The sequence below is a fragment of the Bradyrhizobium sp. IC3195 genome, from assembly GCF_020193585.1.
GTDB lineage: Bacteria > Pseudomonadota > Alphaproteobacteria > Rhizobiales > Xanthobacteraceae > Bradyrhizobium > Bradyrhizobium yuanmingense.
This window is the reverse complement of record NZ_JADYVG010000004.1, coordinates 412140-428951: the sequence shown is the minus strand read 5'-3', so window position 1 is coordinate 428951 and position 16812 is coordinate 412140. Positions and strand designations below refer to the sequence as shown.

At 65.9% G+C, this 16812-nt stretch carries 16 protein-coding genes; 6 read left to right on the top strand and 10 right to left on the bottom strand.

Features of this window, described 5'->3' with window-relative positions; genetic code table 11:
* Positions 1–92: 92 nt before the first annotated feature.
* The 5 genes from I6F09_RS12330 to hpaR all read right to left on the bottom strand — a co-directional run bounded on the left by I6F09_RS12330 (position 93) and on the right by hpaR (position 5159).
* On the bottom strand, positions 93–1394 hold the full coding sequence (locus tag I6F09_RS12330; RefSeq protein WP_225188159.1) for a methyl-accepting chemotaxis protein: 1302 nt from the start codon (positions 1392–1394) through the stop codon (positions 93–95).
* Positions 1372–1890 carry a PAS domain-containing protein gene (locus tag I6F09_RS12325; RefSeq protein ID WP_225152729.1) on the bottom strand — a complete coding sequence of 173 codons (519 nt, stop codon included), beginning with the start codon at positions 1888–1890 and terminating at the stop codon, positions 1372–1374. Before I6F09_RS12325 ends, I6F09_RS12330 begins: the two co-directional genes overlap by 23 nt.
* 237 nt (positions 1891–2127) lie before the next feature.
* A complete protein-coding gene (locus I6F09_RS12320; protein ID WP_225188158.1) occupies positions 2128–3651 on the bottom strand; it encodes an altronate dehydratase family protein in 1524 nt (507 codons plus the stop codon).
* A 96-nt stretch (positions 3652–3747) separates the two neighbouring features.
* On the bottom strand, positions 3748–4524 hold the full coding sequence (locus I6F09_RS12315; protein ID WP_100230151.1) for an aldolase/citrate lyase family protein: 777 nt from the start codon (positions 4522–4524) through the stop codon (positions 3748–3750).
* 116 nt (positions 4525–4640) lie between these two features.
* Entirely contained in the window at positions 4641–5159 is a 519-nt protein-coding gene (hpaR, locus tag I6F09_RS12310) for a homoprotocatechuate degradation operon regulator HpaR (RefSeq protein ID WP_225188157.1), read from the bottom strand.
* Between the two features lie 111 nt (positions 5160–5270).
* Here hpaR and hpaH point away from each other — a divergent pair, with 111 nt between their 5' ends.
* The 6 genes from hpaH (at position 5271) to I6F09_RS12280 (ending at position 11674) form a co-directional block, all read left to right on the top strand.
* A complete protein-coding gene (gene hpaH / locus I6F09_RS12305) occupies positions 5271–6077 on the top strand; it encodes a 2-oxo-hept-4-ene-1,7-dioate hydratase (RefSeq protein ID WP_225188156.1) in 807 nt (268 codons plus the stop codon).
* 29 nt (positions 6078–6106) lie between these two features.
* A complete protein-coding gene (locus tag I6F09_RS12300) occupies positions 6107–6505 on the top strand; it encodes a 5-carboxymethyl-2-hydroxymuconate Delta-isomerase (RefSeq protein ID WP_225188155.1) in 399 nt (132 codons plus the stop codon).
* Positions 6498–8036, top strand: coding sequence for a 5-carboxymethyl-2-hydroxymuconate semialdehyde dehydrogenase (gene hpaE, locus I6F09_RS12295; protein ID WP_036023037.1), 1539 nt, complete (start codon positions 6498–6500; stop codon positions 8034–8036). Before I6F09_RS12300 ends, hpaE begins: the two co-directional genes overlap by 8 nt.
* 134 nt (positions 8037–8170) lie before the next feature.
* The gene (gene hpaD, locus I6F09_RS12290) at positions 8171–9154 is read left to right on the top strand and encodes a 3,4-dihydroxyphenylacetate 2,3-dioxygenase (protein WP_225188154.1); all 984 of its coding nucleotides are present in this window, start codon (positions 8171–8173) and stop codon (positions 9152–9154) included.
* Positions 9154–10023 carry a fumarylacetoacetate hydrolase family protein gene (locus I6F09_RS12285; RefSeq protein ID WP_225188153.1) on the top strand — a complete coding sequence of 290 codons (870 nt, stop codon included), beginning with the start codon at positions 9154–9156 and terminating at the stop codon, positions 10021–10023. The genes hpaD and I6F09_RS12285 overlap by 1 nt, the downstream gene beginning before the upstream one ends.
* Positions 10024–10048: 25 nt before the next feature.
* Positions 10049–11674 (top strand): thiamine pyrophosphate-dependent enzyme, encoded by a 1626-nt coding sequence (locus tag I6F09_RS12280; RefSeq protein ID WP_225188152.1) that lies wholly within the window; start codon positions 10049–10051, stop codon positions 11672–11674.
* On the opposite strand, the gene I6F09_RS12275 is transcribed toward I6F09_RS12280, so the two are convergent.
* The 5 genes from I6F09_RS12275 to I6F09_RS12255 all read right to left on the bottom strand — a co-directional run bounded on the left by I6F09_RS12275 (position 11652) and on the right by I6F09_RS12255 (position 16739).
* Entirely contained in the window at positions 11652–12893 is a 1242-nt protein-coding gene (locus tag I6F09_RS12275; protein ID WP_225188151.1) for an MFS transporter, read from the bottom strand. The genes I6F09_RS12280 and I6F09_RS12275 overlap by 23 nt on opposite strands.
* A 53-nt stretch (positions 12894–12946) precedes the next feature.
* Complete coding sequence (alkB, locus tag I6F09_RS12270; protein WP_225188150.1) at positions 12947–13600, bottom strand: DNA oxidative demethylase AlkB; 654 nt, start codon at positions 13598–13600, stop codon at positions 12947–12949.
* 9 nt (positions 13601–13609) lie between these two features.
* Positions 13610–14356: a 2OG-Fe(II) oxygenase gene (locus I6F09_RS12265; RefSeq protein WP_036023029.1), complete on the bottom strand. Its 747-nt coding sequence runs from the start codon at positions 14354–14356 to the stop codon at positions 13610–13612.
* A gap of 354 nt (positions 14357–14710) precedes the next feature.
* Positions 14711–15397 (bottom strand): DUF2848 domain-containing protein, encoded by a 687-nt coding sequence (locus I6F09_RS12260; protein ID WP_036023028.1) that lies wholly within the window; start codon positions 15395–15397, stop codon positions 14711–14713.
* Entirely contained in the window at positions 15390–16739 is a 1350-nt protein-coding gene (locus tag I6F09_RS12255; protein ID WP_225188149.1) for an amidase, read from the bottom strand. The genes I6F09_RS12260 and I6F09_RS12255 overlap by 8 nt, the downstream gene beginning before the upstream one ends.
* Positions 16740–16812: the final 73 nt, after the last annotated feature.

Genomic DNA, 16812 nt, shown 5'->3' with positions numbered 1-16812 from the left:
CCGCAAAACCGCTCGTGAGGATAGAGACCCCTCACCCGGCTTCGCTTTCAGCGAAGCCACCCTCTCCCACAAGGGGAGAGGGTTTGAAAGCCCTACGCCGCCGAGGTCAGCCTTTGCAGGAATTGGGTCACTTCGCGGCGGAGCGTCTCGACTTCGCCGTGGACGCGTTCGGAGGCGTGGTTGACGCGTGCAGCGACGCGGCCGGTGTCCGCGGCGGCCTCGCTGATGCCCGTCACGTTGGAGGAGACCTGCGAGGTGCCGGCGGAGGCTTCGTGAACGTTGCGGGCGATCTCGCGCGTCGCCGCGCCCTGCTGCTCGATCGAGGCGGCAATCGAGGCAGTGATGCCGTTGATCTCGGCGATGGTCTGCGAGATCGCCTCGACGGCCGCGACCGAATTGGTGGTCGATTGCTGCATCTCGCCGACCTTGGCGCTGATCTCTTCGGTCGCCTTGGCGGTCTGGTTGGCGAGGCTCTTGACCTCGGAGGCCACCACCGCGAAACCGCGGCCGGCGTCCCCTGCCCGCGCCGCCTCGATGGTGGCGTTGAGCGCGAGCAGGTTGGTCTGCGAGGCGATCTCGCTGATAAGCTTGACGACGTCGCCGATCTGCATCGCGGCGTCCGCAAGGCTCCGGATCTCGCTGCCGGCGCGATTGGCTTCGTTCACCGCCCGGCCCGTGCTCGCGGTCGAGCCGGCCACCTGGCGGTTGATCTCGGCGATCGACGATGCGAGCTGCTCGGCGGCGCTGGCGACGGTTGCGACGTTGCGCGAGGCCTGGTCGGACGCAGAGAGCACGCCGGTGGTCTGCAGGCTAGTCTCCTCCGCCGCCGCGGCCATCTGGCCGGCATCGGATTCGAGATCGGTCGCGGCGCCCATCAGCGTGCCCGCAACCTGGTCGAGATGCGTGCCGAATTGCCTGGCAAGGTCAGCGATCTCGACGACCCTGCGGCCGAGGCTGTCGGTGCCGGCATTGATAACGATCGCCGAGCGGCGGAACGAGCCGGGCAATCCGCGCGCCAGGATCTTGCGGAAGTACTTGCCGCGGCTGGCATGCTCCATCGACGCCGAAGCTTCGCGCTGGAAGGCATCGGTGATATCGAGCATGTCGTTGACGGATTTCTGGATCGCGCCGATCCGCCCGGCCTGCCGTTCACTGAGGATGCGCGCCTCGAGATCGCCGCCCGCCGCCTTGCGGCAGACATCAGCCACCTCGTCGACGGAAACCGCCGTACGGTGCTGGCACCAGACGGCATAGCCGGAGAGCGCGATCGCGGCGAGAGAAGCGGCACTCGTGATACCGGTCATACCGAGCAGCGAGAGAACGAACGCAACGACGGCAAGACCACACGCGAGCGCGGTCGCTCCCTGCGCCTTAGAGAGAGAGCACAAATTCATCGTAACCGACACCCTGTTGCTTGAGCAGCCCGACCATCGCCTCGAAGCTCGCCTGCATGCCCTCCTTGGCATTGGCATGCCGCGCCTCCTCAGTGCACAGCGTCTTGTAGATCGGCTTGATGCGCTCGATCTGCGCGGGATCCGGCTTGCGACGGTTGGAGTGATAGCCGACGATGTTGCCGCGCTCGTCGAATGTCGGCGTGACGTGGGCGAATACCCAATAGTGACTGCCGTCCTTCGCCAAATTGACGACGTAGGCGAAGATCTCCTGCTTGGATTGCAGCGTATCCCAGAGCAGCTTGAAGACGGCGCGCGGCATGTCGGGATGGCGGATCAGACTGTGGGGCGCGCCCATCAGCTCCTTCCGCGAGTACTTCGCCATGCGGATGAAGACGTCGTTGGCGTAGGTGATGCGGCCTTTGAGATCGGTCTTCGATACGATCAGCTCCTCCTCACCGAGGAGATTTTCCACCCCAGTGGGACGTATCGCTTGCATCGGCTCGATCCTCAAGTCACGCCGGCCCCACCACGCTGTGAAGCCGCATCGCCTCCTGTCTACGGCAACAGTGTTAACCAGGTGTAAGCCGGGAACTTCTCACGGGAGGCGCCCACCTCCGTATCATTACTTAGCGAACGGCCGTTGCATTTCGGATCGCCACACGCGTCCCAATTCCGGTTGCGATCATCGGATACCGGCGGCGCTTGATTGGGTTGCGCGGCGATGCTCGCGCGACTACATCGTCGCGCCGAGCACCCAGGGCGCGAACTCGGCGCCGCCGAAATCGAAGCTCTCGCTCTTGGTCGGCTGGCCCGAGGCGGTTTTGAGGATGAGATCGAAGATGCGCTGGCCGCATTGTTCGACGCTCTCCTCGCCTTCGAGGATGGTGCCGCAATTGACGTCCATGTCCTCTTCCATGCGCCTGTACATGGGCGTGTTGGTGGCGAGCTTGATCGACGGCGCCGGCTTGCAGCCGAACACACTGCCGCGGCCCGTGGTGAAGCAGACGAGGTTGGCACCTCCTGCGACCTGCCCGGTCGCGGCCACGGGGTCGTAGCCGGGCGTGTCCATGAACACGAACCCCTTCTTGGTGACGGGCTCGGCGTAGCGCAGCACCTCGACGAGGTTGGTGGTGCCGGCCTTGGCCATCGCGCCGAGCGACTTCTCCAGGATGGTGGTGAGGCCGCCGGCCTTGTTGCCGGGGCTGGGATTGGCGTTCATCTCGGCGCCTTCGCGCGTCGTGTATTCGTCCCACCAACGCATCAGGTCGACCAGCTTCTCGCCGACCTCGCGGCTGACCGCGCGGCGCGTCAGCAGGTGCTCGGCGCCGTAGGTCTCCGGCGTCTCCGACAGGATCACGGTGCCGCCGTGACGCACGATGAGGTCGCTAGCTGCGCCGAGCGCAGGATTGGCCGATACGCCGGAATAGCCGTCCGAGCCGCCGCATTGCAGCGCCACGGTGAGCTCGCTTGCCGGCACCGTCTCGCGCTTGACCTTGTTGGCGTCAGTCAGCGCCTCGCGCACGAAGGCGATGCCGGCTTCGACCGTCTTGCGGGTGCCGCCGACCTCCTGGATGTCCATCGCGCGCAGGCGTCCGGCGAGCTTCTGCTCTTCCATCAGGCCGCCGATCTGGTTCACCTCGCAGCCGAGGCCGAGCACGATGACGTGGGAGAAATTGACGTGCCTTGCATAGCCGCCGAGTGTGCGGCGGAGCAGTGCCAGCGGCTCGTTTTGTGTCATGCCGCAGCCGGTCTTGTGGGTCAGCGCAACCACGCCGTCGACGTTGGGGAAGTCAGCGAGCGGATTGTCGCCGGTGAACGGATTCTTCTTGAAGACGTCGGCGACGAGGCTGGCGACATGCGCGCTGCAATTCACCGAGGTGAGGATGCCGATATAATTGCGCGTCGCGACGCGGCCGTCCGGACGGCGGATGCCTTCGAAGGTCGCCGGCAGGTCGAAGTTCGGCGTCGGCTTGACGTCGACGCAATAGGCATAGTCCTTGGAGAAATCACCCATGCCGCAGTTCTGCACGTGCACGTGCTGGCCCGGCGCGATCGCTTGCGTGGCAAAGCCGATGATCTGACCATAGCGCCTGATCGGCTCGCCTTCGGCGATCGGCTTGATCGCGACCTTGTGGCCGGAGGGAATGCGATCGACCGCGGTCACGCCGTCGGCGACCATCGTACCCGGCGGCAGGCTGGCGCGCGCGATCACCACGCCATCATCAGGATGCAGGCGGATGACGGGACTGATGGTCATGGAAGTCTCCTTTGGAGGCGAATAGCGAATGGCGAGTGGCGAATGGAAAAGGGAGTAGCCCTATTCGCTACTCCCCATTCGCCATTCGCGAGTTTCTCAGGCCTTGCCGCCCGATTCCTTGCGGGTGGCGTTCACCTGCATCTTGGCGTAGGTGGTCATCAGGCCGACTTCATTGGACAGCGTCACCAGCTTGAAGCCCATGTTGATCGCGCGCGCCGCGCCTTCGGCGCCGCTGCAATGGATGCCCGGGTTGAGGCCGCGCTTGCCGCACTCCTTGATGATCTTCTCGTAGATCGCGAGAATCTCGGGCTCGCTGCGGTCGAGCTTGGGCTCGAGGCCATAGGAGAAGCCGAGATCGGACGGGCCGATATAGACGCCGTCGATGCCTTCGACGTCGAGGATCGCTTCCATGTTCTCGACGGCGGTCCGCGTCTCCATCATCGGCAGCAGCACGATCTCGTCGTTGGCCGTCTTCTGATAGGAGCCGGCGGTGCCGTACATGCCGGCCCGGATCGGACCGTTGGAGCGCACGCCCTTCGGCGGATACTTCGAATAGGAGACCAGGTTCCGGGCTTCCTGCGGCGTGTTGACCATCGGGCAGATCACGCCATAGGCGCCGCCATCGAGCACCTTGCCGATGATGCCGGGCTCGTTCCAGGGCACGCGGACCATCGGGGTGACCGGATGCTTGTCCATGGCCTGGAAGCACTGCACCATCGAGAGATAGTCCTGCACGCCGTGCTGCATGTCGACGGTGACGCTGTCGAAGCCGCATTGCGCGATCATCTCGGCCGAGAAGCCGGAGGGGATGGCGAGCCACGCGTTGACGACCGCCTTGCCCGACTTCCAGATCTCTTTGACTTTATTGGCCACGTTGCCCTTCCTTCCCTGTTGCTCTCACTTCGCCGCGGATCGGGTTGGGCCGCACTTTGAGCGAAAAAAAGCGTCAATGTCCATGGCTCTCGCCGCGCACGCACGCATATCAGGGTTCATCCCTCCGCGAGGGTATCATCGGTGCTGCCGAGCCCCGCAAGGCTCCGTTCGAGTTCGCCGAGCATCTCCTGCAATTCGGCGAGCTTGCGGGCGCCGAAACGCCGCGTGATCTCGGCATAGATCGCCTCCGACGTCGGCGCGACCGAGGCCATCAGCTTCAGCCCCTCCTTCGAGATCGAGACCATGCTGCGGCGCTGATCCGCTTTCGCCGTCTTGCGCTCGATCAGGCTGCGCGCCTCGAGGTCGCGCAGGATGCGCGACAGGCTCGGCCCGAGCAGGAACGCGGTGCGCGCGAGTTCCGTTACCTCGACCGCCTCGATCGCCGCCAGCGCCCGCAGGATGCGCCATTGCTGCTCGGTCAGGCCGTGCTCGCGCAGCGAGGGACGAAACTGCCGCATCACCGCTTCCCGGGCCCGCAGCAGCGACATCGGCAGCGAGCGAGAGAAATCGCGCATCGGCACCTGGCGCGCAGCCGGCGGGTGACCGTTGACGGGATCGGCGGATTTCTTGGTCATGACGCCCTTTCAAGCCGCAAAACGTTTGCAGTGCAGCAAGCCGAATTTGTGTTTGACGCATTCACTTAACATGTTAAGTATCTCGCGGCACCACGATTTGTAAGATCACAAATGGCGCTTTCCAACGACGATATCCAAGCTTGCGCGAGGCGTCTGCACCAGGCGGAGAAGACCCGCACGCAGATCCGCCAGCTCTCGCAAGAGTTCCCGGACATCAGCATCGCGGAGGCCTACGCGATTCAGAAGGCCTGGGTCGACGTCAAGATCGCCGAGGGGCGCGTGGTCAAAGGCCACAAGATCGGCCTGACCTCGAAGGCGATGCAGAGCGCGCTTGGCATCGACGAGCCGGATTCCGGCGTGCTGCTCGACGACATGTTCTTCGCCGATGGCGGATTGGTGCCGACCGAGCGCTTCATCGCGACGCGCGTCGAGGCCGAGCTCGCCTTCGTCATGAGCAAGCGCCTTTCTGGGCCCGACTGCACGCTATTCGACGTGCTCAACGCCACCGACTTCGTGGTGCCGGCGCTGGAGATTTTGGATACACGGATCGAGCGCGTCGATCCCAAGACCAAGGCGACGCGAAAGATCTTCGACACCATCGCCGACAATGCGGCGAATGCCGGCATCGTGCTCGGGGGGCGGCCGATCCGCCCGCTGGATGCTGACCTGCGCTGGATCGGAGCGCTGTGCTTCAAGAACGGCCAGCTGGAAGAGACCGGCCTTGCCGCCGGCGTGCTCAACCATCCCGCGACTGCCGTCGCCTGGCTCGCCAACAAGATCGCCCCGCTTGGGCTGGCGCTCGAGCCGGGCCAGGTCGTGCTCGCCGGCTCGTTCATCCGTCCGATCGAGACCCGCAAGGGCGACACAATCCAGGCCGATTATGGCGCCTATGGCTCGGTGAGCTGCTACTTCGCGTAGAACGAACGAAGACAGGGAGTGAAACCGCGATGCCGCATTTCACCATCGAATATTCGGCCAATCTCGACGGCCGCCTCGACATCGCCGCGGTGTGCGAGGTCGTGCGCAAGGCAGCTAGCGAGTCCGGTATCTTCCCGCTCGGCGGCATCCGCGTTCGTGCCATCCGCTGCGAGCACTATGCGATTGCGGATGCAAAGCAGGATTACGGCTTTCTCGACATGGTGCTGCGCATCGGCGAGGGCCGCGACCTGCCTACCCGCCAGAAGGCCGGCGAGCACGTCTTCCAGGCGCTCTCGAGACATCTCGATCCCGTCTTCGCCGCCAGCAAGTTCGCCCTGTCGTTCGACATGCAGATCAACGACAAGGACACCAGCTGGAAGCGCAACAACATTCACGACGCCCTGAAAGCGGAGGCCGCTCATGGATAAGCCCACGCCGAAAGCCGATCTGTTCCAGGCCAACCGTGACCGCCTCGCGCCGCTTTTGAAGACTCTACGCGCGGACGGCATTGGCCACATGATCGACGGCAAGACCGTCGCCTCGATCTCCGGCGAGACGTTCGAGACCAGGTCGCCGGTCGATGGTGCCGTGCTCGCCAGTGTCGCGCGGGGCAAGGCCGAGGATATCGACGCGGCGGCGACTGCGGCTGCGCTCGCCTTCAAGTCCTGGCGTGACATGGGTCCGGCCATGCGGAAGAAGCTGCTGCATCGGGTGGCCGACGCCATCGAGGACAACGCCGACGACATCGCCGTGCTCGAATGCATCGACACCGGCCAGGCCTATCGCTTCATGGCCAAGGCCGCGATCCGCGCCGCCGAGAATTTCCGCTTCTTCGCCGACAAATGCGCTGAGGCGCGCGACGGCCTCAACACGCCGAGCGACGAGCATTGGAACGTCTCGACGCGGGTGCCGATCGGCCCGGTCGGCGTGATCACGCCATGGAATACGCCATTCATGCTCTCGACCTGGAAAATCGCCCCGGCGCTTGCGGCCGGCTGCACGGTCGTGCACAAGCCGGCCGAATGGTCGCCGGTGACGGCCTCCATTCTCGCCAGGCTCGTCAAGGAAGCCGGCGTCCCCGACGGCGTGCTCAACACCGTGCACGGTTTCGGCGAGGAAGCGGGCAAGGCGCTGACCGAGCATCCCGCCATCAAGGCAATCGGCTTCGTCGGCGAGAGCGCGACCGGCTCGGCCATCATGATGCAGGGCGCGCCCACGCTGAAACGCGTGCATTTCGAACTCGGCGGCAAGAATCCGGTGATCGTGTTCGACGATGCCGATCTCGACCGCGCGCTCGATGCCGTCGTGTTCATGATCTACTCGCTCAACGGCGAGCGCTGCACCTCTTCCAGCCGCCTGCTGATCCAGCAGAGCATCGCGAAAGAATTCGTGGAGAAGCTGACGGCGCGGGTGAAGGCGCTCAAGGTCGGCCATCCCCTCGATCCCGCCACCGAGATCGGCCCGCTGATCCACGAGCGGCACTTGGCAAAGGTCTGCTCGTATTTCGACGTGGCGCGCCAGGACGGCGCGACGATCGCGGTCGGCGGCAAGGCCTATGACGGGCCCGGCGGCGGGCATTATGTCGAGCCGACACTGGTGACCGGGGCGCACGGCAAGATGCGGGTGGCGCAGGAGGAAGTGTTCGGGCCGTTCCTCACCGTGCTGCCGTTCCGCGACGAGGCGGACGCGGTCGAGATCGCCAACGACATCCGTTACGGTCTGACCGGCTATGTCTGGACCAATGACATGGGACGCGCGCTGCGCGTTGCCGATGCGCTGGAGGCCGGCATGATCTGGCTGAACTCGGAGAATGTCCGCCACCTGCCGACGCCGTTCGGCGGCATGAAGGCTTCAGGCATCGGGCGCGACGGCGGCGATTATTCGTTCGACTTCTACATGGAAACCAAGCACGTCTCGCTGGCGCGGGGCACGCACAAGATTCAGAAGCTGGGAATTTAGCGGCGGTGTCATTCCGGGGCGGCTCGAAGAGCCGAACCCGGAATCCATCGAGCAGCAGAGTTGGTGGATGAATGGATTCCGGGTTCGTGCTTCGCACGCCCCGGAATGACGAAGCCGAGAGAGGGGAAACGCACATGCCGGTACCGCAACATGTCTTCGAACCGCCGTTCAACATCATCCGCTCCAGCCACGTCGTGCTCGACGTCACCGATTTGAAGCTGAGCCGCGAGTTCTATGAGACCATTGTCGGCCTGCATGTCGAGGACGCCGACGACGAGGCCGTGTACCTGCGCGCCGCCGAGGAGCACCAGCATCACTCGCTGGTGCTGCGCAAGGCCGCGGTGCCGGCTTGCGCCCGGCTCGGCTTCAAGGTCGGTAACGACAAAGACCTCGACAAGGCCGCCGCTTTCCTGTCCGAGAACGGCCTCGCCTACGTCTTCGTCGATCAGCCGTTCCAGGGCCGCACGCTACAATTCACCGATCCTTTCGGCTTTAGAATCGAGCTCTACGCGGCGATGGAGCGGCGGCCGCATCTCTTGCGCCGCTACGACCTCTATCGGGGCTGCCACCCGCAGCGGCTCGACCATTTCAACGTCTTCGCCGCCGAAGTGCAGGACACCATGGAATTCTACGCCCGGCTCGGCTTTCGCCTCACCGAATATGCCGAGGAGGACGGGCCGGACGGGCGCATCGCCGCGGCCTGGATGCATCGCAAGGGCAATGTCCACGATTTCGCCATCACCAACGGCAAGGGTCCGCGGCTGCACCATTTCGCCTATTGGACGCCGACGGCGATGAACATCATCCATCTCTGCGACGTCATGGCTTCGCGGGGCTTCGTGAAGAACATCGAACGCGGTCCGGGACGCCACGGCATCTCGAACGCGTTCTTCCTCTATGTGCGCGATCCCGACGGACACCGCCTCGAGCTCTACACCAGCGATTATTTCACCGGGGACCACGACCACGAGCCGCTGCGCTGGTCGCTGCGCGATCCGCGCCGTCAGACGCTGTGGGGCGCCCCTGCCCCGCGTTCCTGGTTCGAGCAGGGCTCGCCGTTCACGGGGCAGGCCGTGCGCGAGCCGAAATTCGTGGCCGATGTGCTGGTGGCGGATTGATGAAGCTGCCTCGTCTCGCCACCTATTCCGTCAAGGGTGATGTCAGCTATGGCGCCGTCCTGGAGGGCGGCATCGTCGATCTCTCCGCGCGTCACGCCAGAGACTATCCCACGCTGCGCGAGGTGATCGCTGCGGGCAAGCTGATCAGCTTTGCCGAAGAGGCCGCTGGCCGCAAACCGGATCACGCGCTCACTGAGATCACCTGGCTGCCGCCGGTCCCGGCGCCGGAGAAGATCATCTGCATCGGCGTCAACTATCCCGACCGCAATGCCGAGTACAAGGACGGCCAGGAGGCGCCGAAATATCCGAGCATGTTCATGCGCTCGCCCCGCTCCTTCGTCGGCCACGACACGCCGCTGGTGCGCCCGCGCGCCTCCGCGCAGCTCGACTATGAGGGCGAGATCGTGCTGGTGATCGGCAAGCCAGGCCGGCATATCCCCGAAAGCACAGCGCTCGATCACATCGCGGCGCTGACACTGTGCAACGAGGGCTCGGTGCGCGACTGGCTGCGCCACGCCAAGTTCAACGTGACGCAAGGCAAGAACTTCGATTCCAGCGGCAGCCTCGGCCCGTGGCTCGTGCCCTACACGCGGGAATCGCAGGTCGCCGACATCAGGCTCACCACGCATGTCAACGGCGAGCTCAGACAGGATGATCGCACCAACCGGCTGATGTTTTCGTTGCGCTATCTCCTGAACTATATCTCGACCTTCGCAACCCTCGTCCCCGGCGATATCATCGTCACGGGCACGCCGACCGGCGCGGGTGCGCGGTTCGATCCGCCGCGATATCTGAAGCCCGGCGACATCGTCGAGGTCGAGGCCGAGGGGATCGGACGCTTGCGCAACGGCGTGGTCGACGAAGCCTGAACAACAAGCGAAATGGAATAGCCAAATGACCAGCCTCACCGGCGGCGAAGCGATCGTAAGCGGGCTTGTCGCCCACGGCGTCGACACCGTGTTCGGCCTGCCCGGCGCGCAGGTCTACGGCCTGTTCGACGCCTTCCACCAGGCCCAGCTCAAGGTGATCGGCGCGCGGCACGAGCAGGCCTGCGGCTACATGGCATTCGGCTATGCGCGCTCCAGCGGCCGGCCCGGCGTGTTCAGCGTGGTACCCGGCCCGGGCGTGCTCAACGCCAGCGCGGCGCTGCTCACCGCGTTCGGCTGCAACGAGCCGGTGCTGTGCGTCACCGGCCAGGTGCCGACTTCGTTCCTGGGCAAGGGTCGCGGCCATCTGCATGAGATGCCGGACCAGCTCGCGACGTTGCGCACCTACGTGAAATGGGCCGAGCGCATCGAATATCCGGCCAACGCGCCGACGGTCGTCGCGCGCGCGTTCCAGGAGATGATGTCGGGACGGCGCGGCCCCGCCTCGGTCGAGATGCCCTGGGACGTCTTCACGCAGCGCGCCGACGCGGCGCCTGCGAAGGTGCTGGAGCCGCTGCCGGCGCCGCAGCCCGATCCTGATATGATCAAGCAGGCCGCCGCGCTCATCAGGACCAGCAAGGCGCCGATGATCTTCGTCGGCAGCGGCGCGATCAAAGCGGGTGAGGAAATCCTCGAGCTCGCCGAGATGATCGATGCGCCCGTGGTCGCCTTCCGCAGCGGCCGCGGCATCGTCTCCAATGCACACGAGCTCGGGCTCACCATGGCCGCGGCCTACAGGCTGTGGCCGAACACCGATCTCATGATCGGCATCGGCACGCGGCTGGAGCTGCCGACCATGTCGCGCTGGCCGTACCGGCCCGCTGGCCTGAAGTGCATCCGCATCGACATCGATCCGGTCGAGATGCGGCGGTTCTCGTCCGACACTGCGATCGTCGCCGACGCCAGGGCCGCGACCCGCGATCTCGCTGCCGCCGTGGGCAAGGCCGGCTACAGCAAGACCTCCGGACGTCGCGGCACGATCCGCGAGGCCACCGCGGCCGCGCAAGCCGAGATCCAGCGGGTCCAGCCGCAGATGGCCTATCTCAACATCCTGCGCGAGGTACTGCCGGCGAACGCGATCGTCACCGACGAACTATCGCAGGTCGGCTTCGCCTCCTGGTACGGCTTTCCGGTGTACCAGCCGCGCACCTTCATCACCTCGGGCTACCAGGGCACGCTCGGCTCGGGTTTCCCGACCGCGCTCGGCGCCAAGGTCGCCAATCCCGACAAGCCGGTGGTGGCCATCACCGGGGACGGCGGCTTCATGTTCGGCGTGCAGGAGCTTGCCACCGCCGTGCAGTTCAACATCGGCGTGGTGACGCTGGTGTTCAACAACAACGCCTACGGCAATGTCCGCCGCGACCAACGCCAGCATTTCGATGGCCGCGTGGTGGCGTCCGACCTCGTCAATCCGGATTTCGTCAAGCTCGCGGAGTCCTTTGGCGTGACTGCGGCGCGCGTCACCGCGCCGGAGCAGTTCAAGGCGGCGATGGAGAAGGCGCTCGGCCACGGCGGGCCGGTGCTGATTTCAGTCGAGGTGCCCAGGGATTCCGAAGTCAGCCCGTGGGCTTTCATTCACCCGCCGAAGCCTTGAGGCCGGACGCTCCCTGTAGCCGCGCGGCTGCAATCACCAGCAGACCGGCGCCTGCGACCGACCAGCAGGCGACCGGCGCCCAGTGCAGCAGCGGCGCGTATTCCGGCATCTTCTGCAGGCCTCCGGCAACCGCCGCCATCCGCGCGAAGGTGCCGAGGGCGAGCGCGGAGAAGACGAGGCCCGTGACCTTGCCTTCAGCGCCGGTCGAGCCGATCGCGAGCGCAGCCGAGACCGCGCTCATCAGCATGCAACCCCACGCGGCTCCGGCGAGAAATTGCGCGGCGATCAGCATGTTGAGATTGCCGGCGAACTCGGCCGCCGCAATCGCCACCGCACCGAACAGGCCGGCGGCGCCCATCACGACGAGGCCGCCGCGATGCTTGACGACGAGGCTTGCCGGAAACATCGCGATGTTGAAGCCGATCCAGAACACCGGCATCAGCCATTGCAGGTCGCCGGGAGCTGCAAAGCGCAGATAGAACGGTGCGCTGTTCATGGCAAAGTGCAGCTGGTAGCCGAGTGCGAGCGCGACCATCGCGACGATGAAGGCGATCGGGACGAGACCGAGCGGCTCTGCCGCTTCGTCCGGTGTGGGCGGAACGGTGTCGCGCGCCACGTCGTGCTCGATCCTGGACAGCCCGAGCGCGGTCAGGAGCAGCACCACGCTGGAGATCACGAACGGCAACCGCGCATCGTGCTCGCGCAGCACCACGCCGAGATAGGGCGAGAGCGCGCCGGCGACGCCGTAGCCGAGCATGGTCAGCGCGGCGAGGAACGGCACCTGCGGCTTGGCGCGGTACTTGCCGAGCAAGGTCAGCGGCGGCGCCCGCAACGCGGAGGACGTGATCGACCAGACCACGATCAGCGCGATGAACCAGCCCTGCGCCGCCGCGCCGGCTCCGGCGACGAAGGGGAGCGCGACGAAGGCGCCGCAGGAGATCGCGGTCACGAGGGAGACGAACAGGCCGAGCCTGCCGACATGGGGCGCGAGCTTGTCGGCGGCTACTCCCATCGCGGTGTCGGCAATGGTGAAGATCGCCTGATCCAGCATCAGGATGAGGATCACGGCGGACGGCGCGATGCCGACCTCTGCGGCCAGCTTTGGCAGGTAGACGACGTAGATCGTCCAGCCCAGCGTGAACACCAATTGCAGGCCTGCGAGATAAAGCCCCGTGCGGTTCGCCGTGCCCGTGCCGGCCGAGTTCTGTGTGGTGGTCATGTCGCCGCCTCCCCGCCCGAAGCTTAGACGAGCGAAGGCGGCGAGGAAACGCGTCAGCGCGTCCTGCGGAAGGTCAGATTGATCCGCTTCCGGCCGAGCAGCGGATGCTCGCCGTCGGCGAGCGGTGCGACGCCGTGATAGACGAGCCTGCTGGCCCCGCCCCAGACCACGACGTCGCCATGGACGAGGCGGAAGCGGCGCGGCTTGTCATTGCGCGCGAGGCCGCCGAACAGGAAGGTCGCGGGCAGGCCGAGCGAGACCGAGACGATCGGCGCGGAATAGTCCAGCTCGTCCTTGTCCTGGTGCAGCGACAGCCGCGTGCCGGGCTCGTAGCGGTTGACGAGGCAAGCATCGGGCGCAAAGCCTTCAAAGCCGCCCTGCTCCGCGGCGCCGCGGGCGAGATCGGCCAACAGCGGCGGCATCGCCGGCCATGGCGCACCGGTGCGCGGATCGATGGGATCATAGCGATAGCCGGTGTGATCCGTGATCCAGCCGCGCTCGCCGCAATTGGTCATCGCCACCGACATCAGATGGCCGCCCGGCGTCGTCATCCGCCGGAACGGCGATTGCGCCACGATGGCGCGCACGGCGTCGATCAGCCCGCTCTCGATCGGCTTGACGAAGCCGCGCAGCAGCACGGCCCCATCGGCGATGTTTTCGCGCGACGGTTGGGCTTCTGCGACGCTATCGAACAAATCAGCCGTCAACGGCTCCGCTCATTTGGCATCGTGAAAAATCACACCCAGCGTGTGGCGCTGGCCGGACCTGATCCGGCTGACGCCGTGGCGGAGATTAACGCGGTAGGTGCCGCGTGTCCCCTGCACCGGACGATGATGCACAGCGAAGGCGACCGCATCGCCCTGTGCCAGCGGCACCACCTCGGCGCGGGACTGCATGCGCGGGCGCTGCTCGGTCAGCACGAACTCGCCACCGGTGAAGTCGCGTCCGGGCTCGGAGAGCAGGATCGCGACCTGGAGCGGGAACACGTGCTCGCCATAGAGGTCCTGGTGCAGGCAATTGTAATCACCGGCCTCATATTGCAGCAGCAGGGGCGTCGGCCGCGCCTGCCCGGCATCGTGGCAGCGCTTCAGGAACGCCGCGTGTGCGGCGGGATAGCGGATGTCGATCCCCATCGCCTCGTTCCAGCGATTGGCGACGGCTTGAAGATGCGCGTAGAGCGCCGGGCGCAGCTGCGCGATCAGATCGGGCAGCGGATAGGCGAAGTACTTGTACTCGCCGCGGCCGAAGCCGTGGCGGCCCATCACGATGCGGCTGCGGAAGTGCGCATCGTCCGGGTAGAGCGCGGCGATGGCGCGGCATTGGTCAGGCGTCAGCAGGTTCTTCAGGACGGCGCAGCCCTGGGTGTCGAGCTCGGCGGTGATCTGCGGCCAGTCGAGGGCGTCGACATGGTCGGCGAGGTTGGGAACGGAGTCTGGTGCGGAAACGCGTTTCGCGATGGCCATAGCAATCATCCCATTCACATCCGTCATTCCGGGGCGCGACGAAGTCGCGAGCCCGGAATCCATAACCACGATCGGGAGTATGGATTCCGGGCTCGCGCCCAAGTGGGCGCGCCCCGGAATGACGGGGTGTGGCAGACGGCGACCGCCACGGCCACCCGATTTCCGTATCTCTCCCGTCATTGCGAGGAGCCCTTGCGACGAAGCAATCCAGACTGGTTCCGCGGAGAGAGATCAGCCCCTCACCGGCAGTTTCGTAGGGTGGGCAAAGGCGCTCTTGCGCCCTGCCCACGTCTTCGCAATACGTGGGCACGCTTCGCTTTGCCCACCCTACGAGGCCGTCGCTTGTGGCGCGAGTTACCCCCTCACCGGCAACGTCGCCACGTCGTAGCCGTGCCTGATCGTTCGCTTCAGCACGGGGTCTTCCAGCTCGAAGTCGAAGCGGTCGGCCGGGCGGATGCCGCCCTTGGCGGCGAACGTGCCGCCGAACATGGCGCAGCCGTCTGGGAACTTGCCACCGTCAAAGCCGCGCGCGATGAGGTCGGCGACCGGCAGCATCGCATCCAACGTGCCCTCCTGGTAGAGCACGCGCTCGCCCTTGATGGTGGCGTAGGAGCGCAGGATCATCTTGTCCCAATGACCGATGACGTCCTCGAACTCCCACAGCGTCGAGGCGATCGGCTTGTCGCACATCTGCTTGGAGACCGTGACGCTGTAGGCCTCGACCTTGCGGTCGGTGTGATCGGAGCCGCAGCCGACGAAGATGCGGCCCTGCCAGCCGATGAGCACGAATTCGACCTCGCCGGAGGAATCGCCACCGGTGCATTCGATGCTGTCCTCCTGGGTCAGCCGGCGCGCCGAGGCGCGATAGTAGATCGGCGTCGAGGCTGGGCGGGCGATGCCCATCTCCTCCAGCTCGGCGATGTGCTTGTCGCGCGCGACCGTGTCGCGGCCGGTCCAGCCGGCGATGACCAGCTGGTCGATCGCCAGCGTCAGCGGCGTGGTGGTGTCCTGGGCATCGACGGTGAACGTGAGATCAAACACGAATGACGGCCTCCATGCCGGCAGCAAGCTCGAAGATACGGCGGTCCGAGCCGCCTGCGCCCGCCAGCATCAGGCCGACGGGAACCTCGCCCTCGCGATGACAGGGCAGCGAGATGGCGCAACCGTCGATCAGGTTGATCAGGCTGCAATTGCGCAAGGCGCGGATGTTCTCGCGGGTGAACGCCTGATCGTCGGCGAGGTCGGCGATCTTCGGCGGTGTGTTGGGCGTGGTCGGCAGCACCAGCGCGTCATAGGGCGCGATGCGCGCATTGACGCGCGCGATCAGCGAGCGGCGTTCGTTGAGCAGGTCGATGTAGTCGGCCGCGCTCTGCGCCTCGCCGCGCATGATGCGCACAGCGACCCTGGGATCGTAGACGTCGCCCTTGGCCGTGATGAGATAGCGGTGCCAGGCATAGCTCTCGGAGGCCGCGAAGCCGCCCTTGGCATTCATCGGGCCGACGTCGTGGAACTCCGCCATCTCGATACGCTCGACGATGGCACCGTGATCGGACAGCGTCTTCAGCGCGCGCTCGAAGGTCTTGGCTACCTCGGCGTCGAGGTCATCGAGCGCGATCGTGGTGGGCACCGCGAGGCGCATGCCCTGGATCGGCCGCGGCCTCAAGGCGACGATCGGCTCGCCCGCGAGCACGGCATCGAGTATGGCACAGCAGCTGACCGATCGCGCCAGCGGCCCGATGCTGTCGAGCGAGAACGACAGCGGCACCGAGCCGTCGAGCGGCACGCGCCGCTGCGTCGGCTTGTAGCCGACGATGCCGTTGAAGGCGGCCGGAATCCGGCAGGAGCCGCCGGTGTCGGTGCCGAGCGCGCCATGCGCCATGCCGTCGAGCACGGACACCGCCGCGCCGGCGGACGAGCCGCCCGGCACGTGGCCTTCGGACCGGTTCCAGACCCCCTTCGGCGTGCCAAAATGCGGATTGATGCCGATGCCGGAATAGGCGAACTCGGTCATGTTGGTGCGGCCAATCACGACGAAGCCGGCCTTGCGCAGCCGCGCCACCGTCGCGGCATCGTGCTCGGCAGGGGCTGAGTCATCCAGCGCGCGCGAGCCGGCGCGCGTCACCTGGCCCTTGATGTCGAACAGATCCTTGATCGAGACCGGGATGCCCGCATAGCGCGACGGCGCCGCCTTGGCCTTGCGCAAGGCATCCATCGCATCGGCGGCGGCGAGCGCGGCGTCCTTGTCGACATGGATGAAGGCGCGCTGGCCCTCGCCCGCGGGGTCGGCGATCCTGGCGAGGCAGGCCTCGACCAATTTGCGGGAGGTGATGCGGCCGCTTTCGAGGTCTTCGGCAAGCTGCGCCAGTGTCGGAAAATCAGGCATGTCTGTCTCACGGAATATTTCGCGCGCAATCTATAGCGCTGGCTCAGCTCGACACAAGCATTGTGCGCATGAT

What these genes read in the sequence shown, in the direction of transcription:
- I6F09_RS12330 (WP_225188159.1), bottom strand. Translation starts at nt 1,394, where the DNA reads ATGAATTTGTGCTCTCTCTCTAAGGCGCAGGGAGCGACCGCGCTCGCG.
- I6F09_RS12325 (WP_225152729.1), bottom strand. Translation starts at nt 1,890, where the DNA reads ATGCAAGCGATACGTCCCACTGGGGTGGAAAATCTCCTCGGTGAGGAG.
- I6F09_RS12320 (WP_225188158.1), bottom strand. Translation starts at nt 3,651, where the DNA reads ATGACCATCAGTCCCGTCATCCGCCTGCATCCTGATGATGGCGTGGTG.
- hpaR (WP_225188157.1), bottom strand. Translation starts at nt 5,159, where the DNA reads ATGACCAAGAAATCCGCCGATCCCGTCAACGGTCACCCGCCGGCTGCG.
- hpaH (WP_225188156.1), top strand. Translation starts at nt 5,271, where the DNA reads ATGGCGCTTTCCAACGACGATATCCAAGCTTGCGCGAGGCGTCTGCAC.
- I6F09_RS12300 (WP_225188155.1), top strand. Translation starts at nt 6,107, where the DNA reads ATGCCGCATTTCACCATCGAATATTCGGCCAATCTCGACGGCCGCCTC.
- hpaE (WP_036023037.1), top strand. Translation starts at nt 6,498, where the DNA reads ATGGATAAGCCCACGCCGAAAGCCGATCTGTTCCAGGCCAACCGTGAC.
- hpaD (WP_225188154.1), top strand. Translation starts at nt 8,171, where the DNA reads ATGCCGGTACCGCAACATGTCTTCGAACCGCCGTTCAACATCATCCGC.
- I6F09_RS12285 (WP_225188153.1), top strand. Translation starts at nt 9,154, where the DNA reads ATGAAGCTGCCTCGTCTCGCCACCTATTCCGTCAAGGGTGATGTCAGC.
- I6F09_RS12280 (WP_225188152.1), top strand. Translation starts at nt 10,049, where the DNA reads ATGACCAGCCTCACCGGCGGCGAAGCGATCGTAAGCGGGCTTGTCGCC.
- I6F09_RS12275 (WP_225188151.1), bottom strand. Translation starts at nt 12,893, where the DNA reads ATGACCACCACACAGAACTCGGCCGGCACGGGCACGGCGAACCGCACG.
- I6F09_RS12265 (WP_036023029.1), bottom strand. Translation starts at nt 14,356, where the DNA reads ATGGCCATCGCGAAACGCGTTTCCGCACCAGACTCCGTTCCCAACCTC.
- I6F09_RS12255 (WP_225188149.1), bottom strand. Translation starts at nt 16,739, where the DNA reads ATGCCTGATTTTCCGACACTGGCGCAGCTTGCCGAAGACCTCGAAAGC.